The 20,421-nt window shown below is 51.7% G+C and carries 21 protein-coding genes and 1 pseudogene; 5 read left to right on the top strand and 17 right to left on the bottom strand.

What is annotated here, in order from left to right; translation table 11 throughout:
- Positions 1-104: 104 nt before the first annotated feature.
- Positions 105-4,334 (bottom strand): 2-hydroxyacyl-CoA dehydratase, encoded by a 4,230-nt coding sequence (locus tag B2M23_RS17475; protein WP_038351683.1) that lies wholly within the window; start codon positions 4,332-4,334, stop codon positions 105-107.
- A gap of 53 nt (positions 4,335-4,387) precedes the next feature.
- Entirely contained in the window at positions 4,388-5,935 is a 1,548-nt protein-coding gene (locus tag B2M23_RS17470; RefSeq protein ID WP_038351684.1) for an FGGY-family carbohydrate kinase, read from the bottom strand.
- A 228-nt stretch (positions 5,936-6,163) separates the two neighbouring features.
- On the opposite strand from B2M23_RS17470, the gene B2M23_RS17465 reads away from it, so the two are divergent.
- The 4 genes from B2M23_RS17465 to B2M23_RS17450 all read left to right on the top strand — a co-directional run bounded on the left by B2M23_RS17465 (position 6,164) and on the right by B2M23_RS17450 (position 9,327).
- The gene (locus B2M23_RS17465) at positions 6,164-6,988 is read left to right on the top strand and encodes a carbon-nitrogen hydrolase family protein (protein WP_038351685.1); all 825 of its coding nucleotides are present in this window, start codon (positions 6,164-6,166) and stop codon (positions 6,986-6,988) included.
- Entirely contained in the window at positions 6,985-7,854 is an 870-nt protein-coding gene (locus B2M23_RS17460) for a DUF3658 domain-containing protein (RefSeq protein WP_038351686.1), read from the top strand. Before B2M23_RS17465 ends, B2M23_RS17460 begins: the two co-directional genes overlap by 4 nt.
- 355 nt (positions 7,855-8,209) lie before the next feature.
- Positions 8,210-8,890: a helix-turn-helix domain-containing protein gene (locus B2M23_RS17455; RefSeq protein WP_038351687.1), complete on the top strand. Its 681-nt coding sequence runs from the start codon at positions 8,210-8,212 to the stop codon at positions 8,888-8,890.
- A gap of 20 nt (positions 8,891-8,910) precedes the next feature.
- A complete protein-coding gene (locus B2M23_RS17450; RefSeq protein ID WP_038351688.1) occupies positions 8,911-9,327 on the top strand; it encodes a secondary thiamine-phosphate synthase enzyme YjbQ in 417 nt (138 codons plus the stop codon).
- A gap of 33 nt (positions 9,328-9,360) precedes the next feature.
- Here B2M23_RS17450 and B2M23_RS17445 read toward each other — a convergent pair whose 3' ends face one another.
- The 10 genes from B2M23_RS17445 to B2M23_RS17395 form a co-directional block, all read right to left on the bottom strand.
- Positions 9,361-10,569 (bottom strand): ABC transporter permease, encoded by a 1,209-nt coding sequence (locus B2M23_RS17445; protein WP_038351689.1) that lies wholly within the window; start codon positions 10,567-10,569, stop codon positions 9,361-9,363.
- 20 nt (positions 10,570-10,589) lie between these two features.
- Complete coding sequence (locus tag B2M23_RS20990; RefSeq protein WP_038351690.1) at positions 10,590-11,795, bottom strand: ABC transporter permease subunit; 1,206 nt, start codon at positions 11,793-11,795, stop codon at positions 10,590-10,592.
- The gene (locus tag B2M23_RS17430; protein ID WP_038351691.1) at positions 11,795-12,682 is read right to left on the bottom strand and encodes an ABC transporter ATP-binding protein; all 888 of its coding nucleotides are present in this window, start codon (positions 12,680-12,682) and stop codon (positions 11,795-11,797) included. The genes B2M23_RS20990 and B2M23_RS17430 overlap by 1 nt, the downstream gene beginning before the upstream one ends.
- An 11-nt stretch (positions 12,683-12,693) precedes the next feature.
- The gene (locus B2M23_RS17425) at positions 12,694-13,449 is read right to left on the bottom strand and encodes a hypothetical protein (protein ID WP_038351692.1); all 756 of its coding nucleotides are present in this window, start codon (positions 13,447-13,449) and stop codon (positions 12,694-12,696) included.
- Positions 13,439-13,966 carry an RNA polymerase sigma factor gene (locus tag B2M23_RS17420; RefSeq protein ID WP_038351693.1) on the bottom strand — a complete coding sequence of 176 codons (528 nt, stop codon included), beginning with the start codon at positions 13,964-13,966 and terminating at the stop codon, positions 13,439-13,441. The genes B2M23_RS17425 and B2M23_RS17420 overlap by 11 nt, the downstream gene beginning before the upstream one ends.
- Before the next feature lie 331 nt (positions 13,967-14,297).
- Positions 14,298-14,537 carry a helix-turn-helix transcriptional regulator gene (locus B2M23_RS17415; RefSeq protein ID WP_038351694.1) on the bottom strand — a complete coding sequence of 80 codons (240 nt, stop codon included), beginning with the start codon at positions 14,535-14,537 and terminating at the stop codon, positions 14,298-14,300.
- On the bottom strand, positions 14,534-14,755 hold the full coding sequence (locus B2M23_RS17410) for a hypothetical protein (RefSeq protein ID WP_038351695.1): 222 nt from the start codon (positions 14,753-14,755) through the stop codon (positions 14,534-14,536). Before B2M23_RS17410 ends, B2M23_RS17415 begins: the two co-directional genes overlap by 4 nt.
- The gene (locus B2M23_RS17405; RefSeq protein ID WP_038351696.1) at positions 14,743-15,300 is read right to left on the bottom strand and encodes a hypothetical protein; all 558 of its coding nucleotides are present in this window, start codon (positions 15,298-15,300) and stop codon (positions 14,743-14,745) included. The genes B2M23_RS17410 and B2M23_RS17405 overlap by 13 nt, the downstream gene beginning before the upstream one ends.
- The gene (locus B2M23_RS17400; protein ID WP_052237160.1) at positions 15,284-16,123 is read right to left on the bottom strand and encodes a phage regulatory protein/antirepressor Ant; all 840 of its coding nucleotides are present in this window, start codon (positions 16,121-16,123) and stop codon (positions 15,284-15,286) included. The genes B2M23_RS17405 and B2M23_RS17400 overlap by 17 nt, the downstream gene beginning before the upstream one ends.
- Positions 16,124-16,193: 70 nt before the next feature.
- A complete protein-coding gene (locus B2M23_RS17395) occupies positions 16,194-16,781 on the bottom strand; it encodes a DUF6431 domain-containing protein (RefSeq protein WP_038351697.1) in 588 nt (195 codons plus the stop codon).
- A gap of 383 nt (positions 16,782-17,164) precedes the next feature.
- On the opposite strand from B2M23_RS17395, the gene B2M23_RS17390 reads away from it, so the two are divergent.
- Positions 17,165-17,944 carry a class I SAM-dependent methyltransferase gene (locus B2M23_RS17390; RefSeq protein ID WP_201261608.1) on the top strand — a complete coding sequence of 260 codons (780 nt, stop codon included), beginning with the start codon at positions 17,165-17,167 and terminating at the stop codon, positions 17,942-17,944.
- 16 nt (positions 17,945-17,960) lie between these two features.
- Here the strand turns inward: B2M23_RS17390 and B2M23_RS17385 are convergent, their stop codons facing one another.
- From B2M23_RS17385 to B2M23_RS17365, 5 genes and pseudogenes are all read right to left on the bottom strand, one after another.
- The gene (locus B2M23_RS17385) at positions 17,961-18,167 is read right to left on the bottom strand and encodes a helix-turn-helix transcriptional regulator (protein ID WP_013380428.1); all 207 of its coding nucleotides are present in this window, start codon (positions 18,165-18,167) and stop codon (positions 17,961-17,963) included.
- Positions 18,168-18,173: 6 nt separating this feature from the next.
- Entirely contained in the window at positions 18,174-18,485 is a 312-nt protein-coding gene (locus B2M23_RS17380; protein WP_013380426.1) for a DUF6442 family protein, read from the bottom strand.
- A gap of 388 nt (positions 18,486-18,873) precedes the next feature.
- Positions 18,874-19,029, bottom strand: a pseudogene (locus tag B2M23_RS17375) (TIGR04076 family protein); the annotation flags it as partial.
- Positions 19,030-19,069: 40 nt separating this feature from the next.
- On the bottom strand, positions 19,070-19,414 hold the full coding sequence (locus tag B2M23_RS17370; protein WP_038351699.1) for a TIGR04076 family protein: 345 nt from the start codon (positions 19,412-19,414) through the stop codon (positions 19,070-19,072).
- A 35-nt stretch (positions 19,415-19,449) separates the two neighbouring features.
- A complete protein-coding gene (locus B2M23_RS17365; protein ID WP_038351700.1) occupies positions 19,450-20,394 on the bottom strand; it encodes a DMT family transporter in 945 nt (314 codons plus the stop codon).
- Positions 20,395-20,421: the final 27 nt, after the last annotated feature.

The following is a 20,421-nucleotide window of genomic DNA, read 5'->3' as shown; positions in this document are numbered from 1 at the left end:
AGATTTTAATTTGTGAACTGAGATAAATAAAAAGAAAAACCTGTGAACAGAATGCCTCTGAACATCAGGTTTTTCTTAGCTTTCAAGGGTTTTTTCGCCCCCTGTCAGATTCCAAGATTTTTATTGGCGGTTTCCATCATCAGCTTGATCCGGTTGATCTGATTAACCTCGGAAGCGCCGGGGTCATAATCAATGGGAGCGATATTGGCCTTCGGATAACGCTTGCGGATCGGCTTGATCATCCCCTTGCCCATAACGTGGTTCGGCAGGCAGGCAAAGGGCTGGACACAGACGATATTTTCAACGCCCGACTCGATGAGCTCCATCATTTCAGCGGTCAGGAACCAGCCCTCCCCGCCCTGGTTCCCCAGCGCGATGAGCTCCTTGGCTTTCTCCGCTTTTTTATAAATGGTAGAAGGCGCGTGGAAATGACGGCTCTTATCCAGGGCTTTTTTCATATTTTTACGGTACATTTCCAACACCTTAATCCCAGCGACGCCCGCAGTCTTGCCCGATTTGCTGCCGGACAGCTCGTCATACTTGTAAATCGAGTTATAACAGCAGTACAGGAAGAAGTCGATGAGATCCGGCACCACCACCTCGGCCCCCTCGTTCTCCAGCACCTCGATGAGGTTGTTGTTGGCGGTCGGATGGTACTTGACCAGAATTTCCCCGACAATGGCGACCTTGGGGATTTTTTTCTCAATTCTCGGCAGGCAGTCAAAGTCCTCGACAATCTGAGTGACATTGCGCTTAAAGACCGACCATTTCGGCTTGCGGATATCAATCTTGACCCGCTCCTTCCACTTATTATACAGGGCCATAGCGGAGCCGGGCACCTGCTCATAGGGCTTGGTGGCGTAAAGCACACGCTGGAACAGGTCGCCGTAGACCATGCCGATCATGGCTCGGTTGGCCAGGCCCGGCGTGATCTTAAAGCCCGGATTGTCCTCCAGGCCCACCAGGTTCAGAGAGATAACCGGCACCTGCTCCATGCCCGCTTCCCTCAGCGCCTTGCGGATAAAGCCCACATAGTTGGACGCGCGGCAGGGGCCGCCGGTCTGAGTCATGAGCACAGACACGTTGTCCAGATCATATTTGCCGGATTTCAGCGCCGCCATGATCTGACCAGTGGTGATGATGGTCGGATAGCAGGCGTCATTGTTGACATAGGTCAGCCCTTCATCCACAGCCTTCTCATCTACGCTCGGCAGCACCTCGACATTATAGCCGCTGGTGGCCATGGCGTCCGCGATAAACTCGAAGTGAATCGGCGACATCTGGGGCGCCAGCAGCGTGTGGCGTTTGCGCATTTCCTTAGTAAACACCACCTTTTCAGGCAGTTCTTCACACGGGAGCTTGACGTGGTTCTTTTCACGTTCCTCCATGGCAGCCTTCAGCGAGCGCATCCGGATACGGACCGCGCCCAGGTTGTTGACCTCGTCAATTTTGATGAGGGTATAGATGTTGCCCTTGCTTTCCAGGATTTCCTGAGTCTGTTCAGAGGTGACCGCGTCCAGGCCGCAGCCAAAGGAGGTCAGCTGTACCAGCTCCAGAAAATCATATCGGGCGACAACTTCTGCTGCCTTGTAAAGGCGGCTGTGGTATTTCCACTGGTCAAGCACCCGGAAGTTTTCTTCGTCGATGTCTGTGACCAGATGGGCAATGCAATCCTCGGTGAGTACCGCCATGCCAAGTCCGGTGATGATGTTGTCGAGCCCGTGGTTGATCTCAGGGTCGATATGGTACGGCCGTCCGGCCAGCACGATGCCTTTTTTATTGTTCGCCTTCAGCCATTCAATGGTTTCCTCGCCCTTTGCGCGCATGTCATCTCGGAAGCGGTCCTTTTCGCCCAGGGCCAGCTTGAGGGCGACGCTGATCTCTTCCTTTGGAATACCCAGTTCGCCAAAGATTTCGATGAGCCGTCCCTCCAGCCGTTTGTGGTCATCCAGCGCGATGAAAGGATTCAGGAAGGTCACGTCGTTTTCCCTCAGAGATTCCATATTGTGCTTGATGGTTTCTGGATAGGACATGACAATGGGGCAGTTATACCAGTTGTCCACTTTTTCAAATTCCCGTTCCTCATAAGGGATGCAGGGATAAAAAATGGTTTTGATCCCCCGGTCGATCAGATCCTGGATATGGCCGTGCACCAGCTTAGCGGGATAGCAGACCGATTCGGATGGTATGCTGGCCATGCCCTTTTCATAAACCTTACGGTTGGATTCCTCAGACAGCTCGACCCGGTAGCCGAGGCTGGTCAGGAAAATAAACCAGAAGGGATAGTTCTCATACTGGTTGAGCACACGCGGGATGCCAATCACACCGCGGGACGCCTGGTTGGTGGGCAGCGGCTGGTAATCGAAAACACGCTTGTATTTATACTGATACAGGTTGGGCAGATCCTTGTTTTTACGCCCCTCGCCCGCCCCAATCTCGCAGCGGTTGCCGGTAATGTGCCGGCTGCCGTCATTAAAACGGTTGATGGTGAGCAAGCAGTTGTTGCTGCATCCGCCGCACCTTCGGTGGCTGACTTCAACCTCAAAGCTGTAAAGCCTGTCCAGATCCAGAAGCGTGCTCCTGTCCCCCTCGGTATAGTTTTCCCGGGCGATCAGCGCCACCCCGAAGGCACCCATCAGCCCGGCGATGTCGGGCCGCACCACGTCCTTATCGGTAATTTTCTCAAAGGCACGCAGCACTGCGTTATTGTTGAAGGTACCGCCCTGGACAATGATATTCTCTCCCAGATCCTTGGGATTATGCACCTTGATAACCTTTTGCAGGGCGTTCTTGATGACCGAATAGGATAAGCCGGCGGAGATTTCTCCAACCTCGGCCCCTTCTTTCTGGGCCTGCTTTACCTTGGAATTCATGAAAACCGTACAACGTGTGCCCAGATCTACTGGCTTTTCGGCTAGGAGCGCCTGAGACACAAAGGCCTCCATGCTCAGGTTCAGGGACTTGGCAAAGGTTTCAAGGAAAGAGCCGCAGCCTGATGAGCAGGCTTCATTGAGAATGATGCTGTCAATGGTACCATTCCGGATCTTCATACATTTCATATCCTGTCCGCCGATGTCCAGGATAAAGTCGACCTTTGGCATGAAATATTTGGCGCCCTTATAGTGAGCGATAGTTTCAATTTCGCCGATATCTACTTTGAGGGCTGTCTTAATCAGCCCCTCACCGTAGCCGGTGACTGCGGATTTCCCAATGAATGCGTCGTCGGGCAGCTTGTTATAAACATCCTCCACAATCTTGATGGCCTGACCCAGGGGGCTGCCCTCGTTGCTGCCATAGTAGTGATACAGAAGCTCACCCTCACGGCCAATGAGTACGGCCTTAGTGGTGGTAGAACCGACATCGATGCCCAGAAAGCACGCGCCGGTATAGGCTTCAAGGTTTCCCCGCTCCACACGGTCCTTTTGGTGACGTGAGAGGAAGCTGTCCAGCTCATCCTGGTTTTTAAAGAGAGGGTCGAGACGATTGACCTCGCTGTCACCCGCCCCGTCAGTGTTCTGCACCCGTCTGACCAGCTCGGAGAGCGGCAGTGTGCCGTATTTATCGGAGGAGTAAGCAGAGCCCACAGCCACAAAAAGGTTGGAGCCTTCCGGGAAGATCACCTGCTCTGGCGACAGCTTCAGGGTCTCAATAAAACGCTGTCTGAGCTCAGACAGGAAGTAAAGCGGGCCGCCCAGAAAGGCGACATTTCCCCGGATGGGGTGTCCGCAGGCCAGGCCGCTGATGGTCTGGTTGACCACTGCCTGAAAAATGGAGGCCGCGATGTCCTCCTTGGCTGCCCCCTCATTGAGCAGAGGCTGTATATCAGTTTTGGAAAATACCCCGCAGCGTGAAGCGATGGGATAAATGGTCTGGTGGGTTTTCGCCAGTTCATTGAGGCCGGTGGCATCCGTTTTTAACAGGGTTGCCATCTGGTCAATAAAAGCCCCGGTTCCCCCAGCGCAGGTGCCATTCATCCGCTGCTCGATATTGCCCTCAAAGAAGGTGATCTTGGCATCCTCACCACCCAGCTCAATGGCACAGTTCGTTTCGGGAATCAGCCTTTCAACCGCGACGGTCCCGGCCACCACCTCCTGAATAAAGGGAATGTCCAGCCATTTTGAAATCATCAGCCCGCCGGAGCCCGTCACACAGACCCTGGTCGTAATGTCGCCCACCTTTTCAAAGGTTTCCTTTAAAAGCTCTGCCATGATCAGCTTGATATTGGACAGATGCCTTCGGTATTCTTTGTAGATAATCGTGTCGTTCTCGTCCATTACCACCACCTTAATGGTGGTTGAGCCTACGTCCAGGCCCATTTTGTAAGTTTTGTTCATGTATTATGCCTCATTTTTATTAATCATCAATCATTATTTGTAATGCTTGCTTATTATTGCGCGCTCTCGATTTTTCCCAGCCGTTTATAGAGCGGTTTATAGCGCTTATACGCTCTTTTGTACACCTTGCGGTATAAATCTGCGTAAAGCTTGTTTTCTTCGGAATCTGGCAGGAAACGGCGTGATTTTCGCACCATCTCCGCTCCGGCTGCCTCGAGGTTCGGGTAAACGCCTAATCCCACATAGGTAGCCATAGCGCCGCCGAGCCCGGTTGTCTCATAGGTCTGAACCCTGTAAACCTCCCGGCCAAAGACGTTGGCCATGATCTGGGCGATATTGTCGCTGCGGGAGCCGCCACCGGACAGGCCGATAGTTTCCACCCGTACGCCGGATTTCTTTTCAATGGTTTCAAGGCCTTCCAGGAGCGCGAAGGCCAGTCCTTCGATGATGCTTCTGTAAATATGGTATTTTGTGTGGCGTTCGCTGAAGCCGATAATTGAACCCTTTGCCTCAGGCTTAAAAGATTCCTGACCCCAGTAGGGCTGAAGCACCAGGCCGCCAGCCCCCGCAGGCACAGTAAGCAGCTGCTCATTCAGAAAATCGAGCAGATTCTTACCCCGCTTTTCGCAGTCTTCCCGCTCCTTACTGGCAAATGTTTCGATAAACCAGTTGATCATCCAGAAACCGTGGTAAACGGTGATTTCAGGGTTATAGGCCTCTGGGTCCACCCCGGGGAAAGGCGGATAAAAGGGAACCAGTTCGTAATAACGCTTGGAGGTCGTCTCCACAGTAGCCTGGGTGCCAAGAGATACGCTGGCGCAGCCCTCGTTCACACAGCCCACACCAATGGTCTCACAACCCTTATCGGTGCCGGAACCTACGAGGGGCAGCCCTTCTGGGAGCCCTGTTTTTTTGGCAGCCTCGGGTGTAATGACACCGATGACCTGGCAGGAATCCACCAGGTCACAAAGCTTTTCGCGCTCAATCTGGATGATCTGGCGCTTGATTTCGTAAGGACCGCACCATTTCTTATGCTTGAAATCAAAGGGAAAGTGGCCCGCGATATTGGAGGTCGCGTCCACCATCTGGCCGGTCAGTTTATTGATCAGGTAAGTCGAAAGAAAAATGTATTTATCCGCAGTACTCCAAAGCTCCGGCTCATGCACCTTGATCCAGTGCGCGTGCGTGCCTGTATTAAAGCTCTCAGTAAAGGCTTTTTTGCCAGCTATCCAGAAGGCAAAACGGTAAGGCTGAGGAATCGTCAATGGTTTTTCCAGCGTCCGCCGGTCCATCCAGCTGATAAAATCCCGCAGTCCCTCGCCTTTCTCGTCCACAATGGTGGCGATATCGCGCTGCACCGCGATATTCATACCCGAAAGCGCCGCAATGTATTCAGGATAGCGGCTTTTCATCTCCAGGGTAACCGAAGCCAGATCGTCCCAGAACATGGCCGGCGGCGCCTCCACGTAATGCGGCTTCTTAGAGTAGTATCCCTCAAACCTTTTCTCGGTTTTCGCCAGCGCCCGGCCTGTTTTGTCAAATACAATGGCCCGAACGCCCTGGGTGCCACAATCAATGGTTAAAACTAATTCCTTCTCCAAACCTTAACCTCAAAATCAAATTTCTTCTTATTTATTATATAGCACTTCTTAAACGACCACTATTATAACAAATCTTCAAGAATTTATCAAAGTTTTCTTTAGAACTATTTAAATTAGGAAAGGGTTACAATTAATTGAAGTTTTCCCCAGGTAATTAAAAACTTCTTTCAGTCTTTTCAGTTATAATAAAAAGAAACCGCAAATTACGGCGAAAAACCGGAGGTTCCCATGAAAATAAAATTTGCCTGCTGTCAGATGCCGCTGACAGCGGATAAGGAAACAAATATGAACACTGCTGAAAAAATGGTTCGTGCCGCTGTGGAGGATGGAGCCGAGATGGTGCTGCTGCCAGAAATGTATGTATGCCCCTATGCCGGAAGTGATTTCCTGACCGCGGCCGAGCCTGCGGACGGGCCTGCCAATACCCGTATGTCCGCCCTGGCCGGTGCGCTGGGAATCACTCTGTTTGCCGGCTCCATCCCCGAGGTGGAGAACGGGCATATCTATAACTCTTGTTTCGTATTCGGTCCGGATGGCAGCCTGCTTGGACGGCACCGAAAGGTTCATCTTTTTGATGTTGACGTCAAAAATGGCATCTCCTTTAAAGAGTCACATGTATTAACTCCTGGTGATTCCATCACCGTTGTAGAGACCCCCTTTGGCCCTGTGGGCGTGGCGGTTTGTTTTGACATCCGGTTCCCTGAACAGTTTCGCATTATGGCAGAACACGGGGCAAAGCTGGCAGTGCTGCCAGCCGCCTTTAACATGACCACCGGGCCGGCCCACTGGGAACTGGCACTGCGCTCCCGCGCTGTGGATAACCAGTTCTATATCGCGGCCTGCTCCTCTGCCCGGGATGAAAACGCCAAATACGCAGCCTGGGGACATTCCTGCGTGATTGATCCCTGGGGCGATAAAATCGCCGGTCTTGATGAAAAACCCGGAACGGTCTCGGTCGAAATCGACACTCGTGTCGTTGACACAGTCCGGGAGGAGCTGCCCATCCTGTCAGCCAGAAGAACAGATTTGTACAGAGTGGAAGAAATAAAGTGATTGAGCTTATTTTCGGAAACAGCTCGGCTGGGTGCCTGAGCTATGCAAAGTCTATGAAACATGGACAAGAGATAAAAGACACATCTATGCTGCGGCGCAGTGGCTATACCATCCCCACCCACTGGCCCGGCCTTTCCATGGACGGCAGCCCCGAGGACGTGGCGCCCCTGTGGCAGTCTCTGGACATCGGGGCGCTCGACAACGCTGAAACAAGAGAGGGTACCCGGCTTTCTGTGCTGAAAACCCTGTACGGCGATTCGCCCGGCGTGGCTGAGGAAATTGCGGGGCTGAACCGCAAAACCCTTGACCGGCTGGAAAAAACCAGAGAAACCCTTGAGCCTATCCGCGTCTGGCTGTCAGAAAATGATCCGGCCGAGGTTTGTGGTTTTCTTTTCATCTGTCACTTTTTCAGGGAGAGCCCGGTTCCTTTATCCGCAGTCTTTGTCTCCCGAAAGACTGTATTTGAAGGAAAAGCACGCCAATATCTGAGTACAGGCGAGGTTTTTCCCGAGGACTTCGGGATACTTGCGCAGCTTGAGGAGCCGGTCAACCCCATCCAGCAAGAAGCCTGCGCGGCGCTGTGGGAACAGCTCGTCAAAGAAAACGCCCCTTTGCGCGCGGTGGTAAACGGCCGCGTTATGAGTGTGCGCGAAGATTTCTATGACGCTGTCCTCCGGGCAAATATACCCGACGGTGACTTTTTAACCGCTGTTGCCATCGGCAGAACCCTGCTCCGCGTCAAGGGTGTGAGCGCGCAATGGCTGTTCATGCGGCTGCAGGCCATGGCTGACGCCGGGGATCTTGAGGAGGTTGCTCCGTCAAAGGATGAAAACCCATATAGCGGGGTCATGCGGCGAAAAGACTGAACAACGTAAAAACGACCGGACAACTCCGGCCGTTTTTGTTTCGTTTACGGATCTACTGGTCCTGGTGGGAATAATTATTCCGCATTTTCACATAGAACAGGCGCCAGTATATCGACTCAATCAGGTTTTTTAACACTATTTTTCCACCCTCGATTCTTTAGTTTTTGTAAACGAATTTGTACTTGTATTATATACCCTGAACTCAGAAAAATCAATTGTATTCAGAAAAATACACCCAGGCTTTAAGAGAGACCACTCTATAAGGTTGTGTTACGTAATATATGCAGAAGATACCTGCTTTAATATTGTGTTTTGCACTTGTTTGGTGTATGATATACAAAAGCGGAGGTGTACAATGGATAAAAAACATACCGTCGATAAACAGGTCTTTGGCCAGCGTCTAAAATACCTGATGACGAATTTCAATGAAACCACCTATTCGATGTCACGGAAGTTCAACCTTTCTCCCCCAAGTATTTCACGTTATACCCGGGGTGAGATGGCTCCAAAAATTACCACCATCCGGGAGATGGCAGCGTACTTTGATGTCAGCCCCCTGTGGTTGATGGGCCGTCCGGTCTCTATGTATGAGCGCGAGGTACTTAGCGACACTCAGGCCTTTGGAGCGGAGGTGACACTTTCGGTTTTCGGGAGTATCAAATATCAGCTGCCGGTTTTTTCCAACGAGAAAACAATCCACACCCTCACGCTGCCCAGCGACCAGCTGGCAAAATGGGGCCCGGTCTTTGCCATGGAGATCACAGACGCCAGCATGGAACCCACACTGATGAAAAACGATTATGTGGTGGTCAAGCTCAACACCTTTTTAAAATCCGGTGATCTGACCGCGCTGCATGTGGGCGAGTCGGACCTCAAGATCCGGAAGGTCTCTTTCCGAAAAAATCAGGTTATTCTTCAGCCCCACAATCCTGCCTTTGAAGTGGAGATTTATGACCTTAATAAGGATAATGTTCAGGTCATTGGTTCCGTTGTTTACCAGAAACGCGTCTATGAGCGCTTCTTTGAATGTTATTAATTTTATTTATAGGAGGATTTATGAAATCTTATCGAAAAGAACTGCATTTTAACCTGCCGACCCGCAGAGGTCTTGTCAATATTACACCGGATGTCGAGGCAGCACTGGCCGACAGTGGAATCCGTGAGGGCCTGGTGCTGGTCAACGCCATGAACATCACCGCCAGTGTGTTCATCAATGATGACGAGAGCGGCCTGCACCACGATTATGAGGTATGGCTCGAAAAACTGGCTCCAGAAAAGCCCTACAGCCAGTATCACCACAACGGTTTTGAGGATAACGCTGACGCGCATCTCAAGCGGACCGTCATGGGCCGCGAAGTGGTCGTAGCGGTCACAGATGGCCGTCTGGATTTTGGAACCTGGGAACAGATCTTTTATTTTGAGTTTGACGGCAAGCGCGATAAGCATGCGCTCATTAAAATTATTGGCGAATAGGCAAAGCACGGCGCAAAAATGCGCCGTGCTTTTTTAGTAAACCTCTTGTTTTTTGTAGGACCAGACTGTCAGCACGCTGAAAAGCGGGATCTCCACCGCAGCAAAAAGGACATAGGCGTAAGGCAGCCACAGGGTAAATGCGCCACCGTTTAAAAATTCCAGGCTGTTTTGAGACAGTGTCTGATAAAAGCCATTGCCAGAGATGATACCACCAGAAGGCAGCAGCGAAGCCAGCCCTCCCTCCAAAATATGGAGAAAAGAGAGAAAAGCGGGCAGCAGCGCGATCATTACACTTCCCGCCAAGGCGGCCACTGGTGATCTGCATCTTGAGGATACAAATACGGCGCAGGATGCCGTAGCCAGTAAGGTAAGAATGCCCGACAGCACTGTGGCACCCATAACGCCGCCGATCGTCATTGGTGTGATTGCGGTTGTGAAATAGCGGGTCTGAAGGGATGCCTTTAACCCCTCCCAGCCAAATAGCGTATTCAGTGAAACCAGATAAATTCCGGTACAGACCATTACCAGCAAAAGAACCAGGGTATATACTGCTAATATTCGGGCGGTTCCAAGCTGTTGCCTTCCATAGCGGCAGCAGCGCTGAATATCGTCGGCCCGGCTGCTGTAATCCTCTGAAAAGACCGGTGCGGCAATGACCGCACAGAAAAAGACCAGCACAAACAGAAGAAAAACCAGAAATTCCGGCCCATCGCTGTCGCCATAACCATAGGCGTAATAAAACGGGGTTCTAACCCTTTGGTTAATGTTTTTTACGTTATCCTGGACCGCGGGTGAATCGGGGTACTGCTCATCAACGGACTTTTCAATGATTGTTTCACGCTGCTTGTAAAAATCCGCAGCCGTTTCAACAGATACATCAAGGGTATCGTAAGTATACAGCAGCAGCCGGAGCACAGGAGACAGAGGCGCTGTTTTCTTTTCTCTTACAGCGTCCGGTATCTGGCCCTCCGGGTAATCTACTGCAGTATCCTGATAGACTTTAAGGGATGCCGCCAGTTTTTCCGGCGTAACGAAGCCATATGACGGTTTGTAGACCGTTTTTGCGTGGGCGATGGCATCCAGGCCGCTTCGATATGCCCGGCTGCCATAAACGCCATAATCAGTGTTTGATATGACCACATACACCAGCAGGACAGCAAACACGACTGAAAGGGCCGACAGCACCTGAACCGTACGGTTCAGGCACAGCCGTTTAAATTCGTGTAAAAAGACTTTTATCATGGCCGCTCCCCTTTCACCGCTCAGGCGACCTGCCGTCCCTTGTGGGACAGTATGGTCAGCAGGATAAACAGCGGGATCTCCACTGCAGCAAAAAGAATATAAGCGTAGGGCAGCCATAGGGTAAAGCTCCCAAGGTGAAGGAACTCAAGGCTGTTGAGTGTCAGAGCGTAGTAAAAGCTGTTCTCTATGGCCGTTCCGCCTGAGGGCAGCAGCGCGTACAGCCAGCTTGCCTTAATGCCCGCGAACCCCAGAAAAACAGGCAGGAGGCTGACGCAGAAGCTGACGATGAGCGCTGTTGTGGGCGATTTGCACCGGGAGGACACAAACAGGCTGCAGGAAGCTGTGGCCAGCAGGGTGAGAATACCGGCAAAAAAAGTCATACGCATCATATCGCCCACGTTCATGGGGGCGATACCCCAGGCCGCAAAGGCGGTCTGAAGGGAGGATGAAAGCCCCTCCCAGCCAAAAATGCTGTTTAAAATAATCATATAAACGCCCATGCTGGCGACTGCTATGGCCAAAACCAGGATAAGCACCGCCAATGACCGCGCGGCGCTCAGCTTGCCCCTGCCGTAGCGGGTACAGCGCTGGATATCATCGGCCCGGCTGTGGTAGTCCGCGGCAAAAACCGGCGCGGCCATGGCGGTGCAGAACAGCCCAAGAACCAGGAGCAGCAAAACAATGATATCCGGACTGGTATCCCCATAGCCGTAGGCATAATTGAAAGGGGTTTCTACCCTGCTGTTAAGTTCCAGTGCCGCCTGCTTTGCCTGTGGCGCGTTGGCGTATTTATCCGCCAGCTGGTTTTCAATATTGTGGAATCGCTGGGCGTAGAAACCTCCCACCTGGTCGGCGCTTGTGATTTCAGAATCGTCAAAGGCGCTGAAAATCCAGTTGAGGGCCGGCTGAATTGGCGCTATTTTTTCTTTATAAACCGAGGCCGGCATTTTTTCCTCATAAGCATTTGATGTATTGATATAGGTTTCAAAGGCGGACTCCAGCTTTTCAGGTGTAACCGCCCCATAAAGAGGGCTGTAGGCTTCCTTGACCGCTGCGACTGCCTCCAGGCCGATTTTGGCGTCTGGGTCATCCCGGCGGCCGTAGCTTACGTTGTCCACCACCATCACGCAAAGCAGCAGAGCAATCACCAGAGACGCGGCGCATAGTATCCATACCATACGGCTTTTGAAAAGGCGTTTAAATTCCATACAGAGTACGTTAAACATCACTGCACCTCCTCTGTTCCTGAATCTTCCGGGAAAAGCCAGAGGTATAAGTCCTCGAGACGCGGCGTTTCCGGCGCTGAGCCCGGCAGTACCGGGTTTTCGGCCAGATAACGAAGCGAGGCCCGCCCTCCGGATTCGCTCCGGATATTGGCGACACGGACAAGGCGTTCGCATTTAAACAGATCGCTTTCAGGCACCTCGGTACGCCATACGCGGCCCTTCATGGCAGCCACCAGCTCATCGGTGCTGCCTGCCGCAATAATCCGTCCCTCTTTCATGACAGCGTTTCGGGTGGCAATGTTTTCTACGTCGGATACAATATGGGTGGAAATAAGGACGATTCTCTCCTGGGCAAACTCGGCCAGTATATTTCGGAAACGCACCCGCTCGCCCGGGTCCAGGCCGCTGGTGGGTTCATCCAGAATCAAAATTTCAGGATCATTGAGCAGGGCCTGGGCAATTCCTACTCTGCGCTGCATGCCGCCGGACAGCCTGCGGATCTTTTTGTTTTTCACATCGCTCAGCGCAAGCACCTGGAGCAGGCTCTCGATTTTCCGGGAAGCGTCCTTTTTGCCAATCCCCTTCAAAGCGCTCATATATTCCAGATAATTTTTTACTGTAAATTCAGGATAAAAGCCAAAGGTCTGGGGCAGATACCCGAAGATATCCCGGTAGCTCTCCCCCAGGTCGTCAATGCTTAGACCATCGTAAAACACACCGCCGGAGGTCGGCTTTAAAATGCCTGCCACCATGCGCATCATGGTGGTTTTTCCCGCACCGTTGGCACCCAGAAGCCCCCAGATACCCGGCGTTAACTTCAGGCTGACACCGTCCACGGCCAGCTTATCCTTATATCGTTTAGTCAATCGGTTGATTTTAAGTTCCATCGTTTCACTTCCTATTCAATGTTATAATCTCTGATGAGCTTCCGGCACTGTATTAAAACAGCCGCGCCGCAGAGGATCGCGAGCACAGCCAGCGCCCCGGTCTGCTGATAGATGCCTGGTTTCAGGCTTCCGGCCAGCCACAAAGCCAGAAAAAGTACGCCGCAGAACAAAGTGCCAAGGAACAGCAGGCGCTCTCCGGGCGCATGCCGGATAATCAGGAGGCTGCCAAGGCAGGCGGATAAAAAAGGCAGCAGCAGATACACTGCAGTGTCCAGCCCGCTCAGGCTGGTCTGCCAGATGGCTGCGGCAAAGGTAATGGCCAGAATGAAAAAGTCCGCCAGTCCCAGGATGAGCAGCCGGCACAGGATGAGGCCGGGCAGGGATAAACGCGTTGCTGCCTCCATCTCAACCATCCGGTATCTGAAAGAGCGGCTGATGCCCGGCAGGCTTGTAGCTGCGATCAGCACTGCGCACAGGCTGAGCACCTCTGGCAGGTGATGTGGCTTTATGGCGTTTAAATCACCGCCGAGAATGCTGTTTAAAACCAGAAAGAGGGCAAACAAGACGCCGCCCTGCAGAAGCCAGACCCAAACGCCGCAGAAACGTACCTGCGCAAACAGGAACGCGGGAAAGGATATTTTCTGCCGCTGCCTGCGGCCGGTATAAAGCCTGTATGCAGCCTCCTTTGTCGCTTCCAGATGTTCCTCAGATACCGGAACCGGCGCTTTTAAGGTACTCCTCATTTTCTTTTCTAATTTATGATTCATGGCATAGCTCTCCTTTTAGCAGCTGTTTTTTAATTTTTTTCAGGGCTGCCCGCAGGCGTGACTGTATGGTGCGCATTGGCAGCCCGGTGACCTCCGCGATCTCCCGCAGGGTAAGGTCCTGAGCAAAGCGCAGGAGCACCAGTTCACGGACTTCATCCGGCAGATACTCCACTATACGGATAAAATCCGCGTCCGATTCCGCGAGGCCAAAGCCGGCTTCATCATAGGTGAGGTTTTCCGGCAGAGGCTCTTCATTGGATTTGCGCCACGCGTCGCGGCACACATTGGCGGCTATTTTGTAGAGCCAGGCTCTGAAATGCCCCTGGTGCCGGTAGGCATCCCAAAAACGCACCACTTTCAGAAAGGTTTCCTGGGTAGCGTCCTCAGCGGCGGTTTTGTCCCTGGTGTGCCAGAGGCAATACCGGAAAATATCCGGATAATAGTCATTAATCAGCTTATCCAGTGCCTGCCGGTCTCCATTTTCAATTTTTCTCAGTAAAATATCTTCACGCGTCAAGTTTTTCCTCCTCCGGGCGTCCCCTTGTATTATATAACGTTTGAACAGGCCATGAGGATTTAATTTAAGAAAACTTTTTTTAAAAAGAGCACAGCGCAGAAATGTGCTGTGCCCCAGCGTATCAAAAAACTGAGAGACGAAGCCTTTTACCTAAGGAAGAAAAAAGCGTCCTGCGGGCACTTCCCCTCGCATGTATCTTATTCATGAATGTTGACCCTTGATCTCGCCAGTGTCCGGCTGTTCCGGTAAAGTGGCACGATTCCGGATCGTTTACCACAGCGCCTGGACCTTTTTTCTTATCTGGATAAAAGGCGCAGTCCCGGGCTGTGCGTTACAGATATTGACGGTAAAGGATCAGGGAGAAGTGGCCGATAAAGCTTGGAGGCTCTTCTGGCAGGGGCTTACCAAAATATCGGACAAGCTGATCGAGAGTGTAAGCGCTGAGGGGATCGCCCCGCTCAGCCCTGAAGATTGTTTTATCGCTTACGCCCACAGCTTCTGCCAGCTGAGGCTGGGTAAGGCCTCTGGCGTTTCGATTGTCGCGTACCCAGCGGGCAAGCTCAATGCTCATTGTTCGTCTACCCACTGGAGCCTGAGCTTAAGACCCGGTACATTGTCCTCGGCATGCCCCAGGATATCGGCAAAGGCATCCTCGGCCTCGGAAAGGGTGCGTGCCATCAGGCTGATGTGCAGGGCACCCTCGGCCATGCAGTCATACTCGGTGTAGGCGGGGTTGGTGTCGAAGCGTTCGCCGTAAAGATCCGCGTAAGTATCTTTCAGTAAGCCCATTTGGCTTCCTCCTCTCTTGCTTTCTGTTCTCTTAAAGCCTGTTCTGCCCAGAAACGCTGAATATCATTTGGGTATTTCAGGGCCAGTTCTCTGCGCTCCTCCTCGGTGAGGGCCGGGGGAATCCAGAATCCGCAGGGATTCCCGGACTTAGCGGGCTTCCCGCCGTTATTCCCTGCCGCCGTCCATACCCGCAGACTGGTGTGGTCCTCCAGACAGATGGTGGTCTGGATTGTTCTGCGGTCAAAGGGCTTTAAGGCATATTGATAAATGCCGCCGGCCTTCCGGTAGTCGATACGATCATCCCGGATCAGCCGGCTTCTGTAGTAGGCGACCTGCCGCCGGTCCTCAATATTCAGAAAGGCCTTGAGCCCGGGATTATCCACCTCAAACCATACGGGCCAGTGCCAGTCGCCGTCTGGATCTCTGACAGCGCTCTGGTTGTTCTGGTACAGCAGATAAATCCAGAAACCCTTGTATTCCAGCCCTCTTTTGGGATGGCGGCTGAGCCAGGCAAAAAAGGCGAGAAATTCAGCGAGCAGATTCATGCTGTCCACGCTCCAGTACAGGATACAGGTTGTTTTCTGCAAGCAGATCGTACAGGAAACGCCGGCCTTTCGGTGTCCACTGCAGGCTCTCCACCACCTTGGCGGTGCCATCCTTTTTATAAATGGTGTCGGTCTTGGTAGCCGCGTAGCCGTCGGCCTGGTAGTCCGAGTAAAGATACCAGCGCTTGCCGATGCGGTACTGTACGCCCAGGCTGTGCAGGAGTCGGTTCATAAACTCGGCGGTCATACCGTAATCCTTGGCGATACCGGTAATGGGTGTCAGGCCTTTATTGTCGAGTACTTTTCTGGCATAGTCGGCTTCAGGCTTCAGGTTTTTGATGATGTCTCTTGCCTCCAGTACCGCCATGGCCATAAGGGCGTCGCCCTCGGGCAGCGCTGGCGCCTGGTTTCGCAGCTTTTCCTCCATCTGGTTAAAGGCCTGCATATAGCGGATCTTCCATTCCAGCGCCCGGGAGCCGGTAAAGCTCATGATGAGCAGGGTGAAGCCATCCCGGGTGATCTGATAAGCCTTTCGCTTTCTGCCCGCCGCGTCGGCGTAGGACCAGGGGATAAAAAGACCGGCGCAATTCTGCGCTGTGGTCTCCCGGTTAAGCTGGGCAATACGCCGCAGCACACTTTTGTGCTCCTTGCCAAAATCCACGGCTACCCGGCGGCTTGATACCACAGGCTGCTCGCCGCACAGGGTGACCACCACATTGGCGCATTCCATGTCTGTCTGCGCCGTATTTTCCGTTATTTCCTGATTTTTTGCACCATGAACAAGGCCGCGGGTGTTTCCCGGGCGCTCTCTGTTGTCTTTCATCACTGTACCTCCAGTTTGATTTAAAAATTTCATCGCTTTTAGGATGATACAGACATCTTAGCACGCAGACTCAGCCCGTGTCGTTGCATTTCCAGTACAAAGCGCCAAAACGGTTAACGGTCATTTTGAGTGCCCGGAGATACCAGCGGTCAAATCCAGCCACAGCGTTTCTTAGAATAGGCCATAAATCCATGGCTTTACACTCCTCTTTACAAATGGACAGATGAATTCCCATCTGAGTGAGAGCCCACAAAAGCATCATGAGCTGGTCTGCTATTTTTTTAAGCATCCGTTTTATCGTGCTCGGTGAACAGGGCACCTCGTTGCTGCCGTCGGCGACCGCCTGGTGCACTTCGGCGTCGTAACGGCCGTAAGGCACCAGTATGTCTGGAAGGTTGCGTTTAGGGTGGTTATGGTTGTAGCAGGCTTTATCATCACAAACGACACGGCGTATTTCGACCTTGCTGAGGGTGCCGTCCATACCGGTAAAGTTCCGTCTGTCTTTACCGCTTAAACGGTCTCTTTCGTGCATGGGAGCGCCGCAGTCCGGGCATCGGGGCATTTCATCGTAAATGAATTTATAACAGTTCAGTGGGGTTCTTCCATCCTCCTTCAGGGTCTCCTCCACCAGCTCCAGTTTTCCCTTTGAGATCAGCATTCTACTGCTCCCGGTGGGATGTTAAGTTTTTCACAATAAAAAAGGAACCGCTGGCGATCAGCCTTCAGTTCCTTTTTGGGTGACAGCAAGTGTCCCTTTAGTGTTTTATTCGATTATGCCCGGTGTGCAGTGGGAACAAAAAGATGTAAGCACTTCCCTGCATGACGATCCCCTTTATTTTAATTCAAGTATGATAATTTTCTCTTTAAGTAATGTGCTTTTATTTTAACATATCTTGATTAGAACAGGCAATCTTTTTTGGCGTAAACTGCGAAATTTCCGAAACTGCTTCAAGTCCTCGCGCTGGTACCGGGACAGCGCATTGCTTTCAGGTCTGTTCTGAATTATAATAGGGTTACTCTATGGACAGGAGGTTCATATCATTGAGAACTTTTGAATTTAACGGAGAAAGGTATGCGCGGGCTTCCAGACATCAGAAGGAATGGGGCAGCCGGCTGATATCCGGGCTCAGGCTCAGGGGTTGTGAATCCATTCTGGATCTGGGCTGCGGCGACGGAGCGTTAACAGAAAAGCTGGCGTCACTGGTGCCGGACGGTGCAGTTCTGGGCATTGACGCGTCACAGGGAATGATTGACGCTGCCAGAAAACACGCACGGGACAATCTGAGCTTTCGTCAGGAGGACATCAACAGCATGGATTTCTCGGATGTCTTTGATGTCATTTTTTCCAACGCTGCACTGCACTGGGTCAAAGACCATGACCTGCTTCTGAAAAATGCCCTGGCTGCTTTGAAGCCAGGTGGCTTGATTTCATGGAATTTCGCAGGTGACGGCACCTGCTCCCACTTTTTTGAGGTCATTCGTGAGCTAATGAAAGCAGAACCTTACAACGCCTGTTTTCAAGAATTTATATGGCCCTGGCACATGCCGTCAAGGCAGGATTATGAAGATAAAGTCCGAAGCGCCGGCTTTTCTGAGTTTGTGGTGCTGGAAGAAAAGGCAGATCGTTTCTTTTCGGATGCTGATGAGATGATCCGCTGGCTGGACCAGCCAACCCTTGTTCCTTTTATGGACGCTCTCCCCGAAACCTACAAGTCCGACTTCAGATCGAAGGCTGTTCAAGCCATGCTTCTCAAAACACAGCAGGCTGACGGCACCTGCTTTGAGACCTTTCGCAGGATCAAGGTGACTGCGGTAAAGTAAACAAACGCACACAAATCTAAAAATAAAACAGCTCCTCGAATTTCTTGTCCAGGGCAATGCACAAAATTAACGCTAATTTTGCCGTTGGGTTAAACTGGCCCGTCTCGATGGAGCTGATGGTGTTGCGGGAGACACCAACCAGCTCGGCCAGAGCGGACTGGGACAGTTTCTTTTCCTTTCGGATTTCCTTTAAGCGGTTTTTTAGAATTAATTCCTCGTTCAAGACCCTTTACCCCAGTACAGACAGTACAAAGCTTGCGAGTGATGCCAGAGACGCCACCCCGCCCGCGATGGTTGTGACAAGATAAGCCTTTTGTTTTGTAAAACGGTATTTAGGATAGGCCTCTGCTGAAAGGAAGGCCCAGAACATGGCCATGGGTGCATAATTTGGCTGGCCATTGAACAGGTTAAACAGCACAATAAAGATAAAAATAGCGGAAAATGCCATTACCCCAATTCTGCGTCCTCTGTTTTCAGCCTCAGTCATGCCCTCATCCTTTTTTTCCTGACGGCTTTTAGCTAAAATTTCTTCTTTATCCATAATGCTCATCCTCCATCTTTCTGCCAAGTTTTATTGGCACTATTATCATATCACCGCCAAGTGTACTTGTCAATATTTTCGCCGGATTTTCTGGACAAAATAAAAAAGCAGGAGAATGCTCCTGCTTCAATGTGGCAAAAACCTGAGAGACAAAGCCTTTTACCTAAGGAAGAAAAAAAGAGAGCTGCGGGCATTCCCTCTCATAACAGTATCCTCTTCTCTAAAGTTGATGTTTTATCTCACCAGTGTCCGGCTGTACCGATAGCGCGGCACGATTCCTGGTCGTTATCCACAGCGCCTGGACCCTTTTTCTTATCTGGATAAAAGGCACAGTCTCGGGCTGCGAGCCTGAAGCAGGAGAGTACATCTGTTTTTCTAAAGACTCATATTAACGCACCGGCGTATAGTTGATGTGCCCCTCCTCGTCAGTGGCTTCCAGCTTGAAAATAACCGGCCGCAGCCCGTCATTACAGCTGCAGATGGCTACGCCGGGTTTTTTGATCCAGTCGCCGTAATAAAACAGCTCTTTATCCGCGCCGTGGGCCTGAAGCAGGAGAGTACATCTGTTTTTCTAAAGACTCATATTAACGCACCGGCGTATAGTTGATGTGCCCCTCCTCGTCAGTGGCTTCCAGCTTGAAAATAACCGGCCGCAGCCCGTCATTACAGCTGCAGATGGCTACGCCGGGTTTTTTGATCCAGTCGCCGTAATAAAACAGCTCTTTATCCGCGCCGTGGGCCAGAGCAAAGGCGTACTGGTAGATCGCTTTCCAGGCCTCATCACAAAACCCCTCAGGCTTTGCGTAGTCGGCATAAAAGGTCTGTCCCTCCCTGAGCATGGGACAGGCGGTAAGGCCCTCTACCCCGTACTCCTCTGCCAGATCCTGATTCAGCATTGTTCTGAGAACAGTGATCTTTACTTTTTTCATGATGATTTCCTCCTTTAATTTTAGAATACAGTTGTTCACTCAGCTTTTTTTGCGCCCCTTCTGTTAGGCCGGACAGGCTTGCTTTTGCATGTCAGATTCGCCAGATAGACACCGCCGATGACAAAGAAAGCTCCTGCCGCCTGAAGCGTGGAAAATTGTTCCTTCAGGAAAAACACGCCCGCCAGAATGGAAACCACGGTGGATATGCCCACAAAGGACGCTGAGCGGTTGGTACTAATCGTAGCGATCGCCAGATTGTAAAGTAAAAAAGCCAGGATTGAGCAGCCAATGCCCTGATACAAAACCGCGGTTAAAAGAGCGGGATTCGTAAAAGGCGCGGATAAAAATTCCGGCAGTGTGCCGGTTCTCAGGTTCTGGACAAGGGCGGCAGCCGTAAAAGCGACGGCGCCGAAGGCGATCATCACATAGGTTTTTTCCGCGCTGGAAAAGGAAACCGCTTTTTCAGAGAAAACAGAATACAGGCTGTAGGAAATCACAGCCATGAGCAACATAAGATACCCCAGCGGGTTAAAGGAGGCCTCCATCCCCTTGGAGAGGACACAGACCATCACCCCGGCCATGGTGACGCACACTCCCGCTGCCTGCAGCTTTGTGGGCTTTTCCTTTAGAATCAATCCCCCTGCCACCAGGGTCGCTGCCGGTATGACAGAGAGGACTGCGCCGCTTTCCGAGGCGGTGGTCAGGTTGATGCCCACGGTCTCACCTACAAAATAGATCACCGGCTGGAAAATGGCAATCCAAAATAAAGGCAGCAGCCGCTTTCCTCTCAGGCTGATCTTAACCACTCCCACAGCCACACACAGATTGATGACCAGAAAAGCGATGGCAAAGCGCCAGCTCAGCAGAGTGAGCGGACTCACCGACGTGGTGGCATGCTTGGTAAATAAATAGCTCAGCCCAAATAGTATCTCACAGAAAATGGCGCACAGGCAGCCTTTGATTGTTTTCTTTTTTTCCATGATTCCCTTGTCTGACCTTTCATTATA

Source organism: Eubacterium limosum, assembly GCF_000807675.2.
GTDB classification, from domain to species: domain Bacteria; phylum Bacillota; class Clostridia; order Eubacteriales; family Eubacteriaceae; genus Eubacterium; species Eubacterium limosum.
The sequence above is the reverse complement of the archived record's forward strand: the minus strand, read 5'-3'. Positions and strand labels throughout refer to the sequence as shown.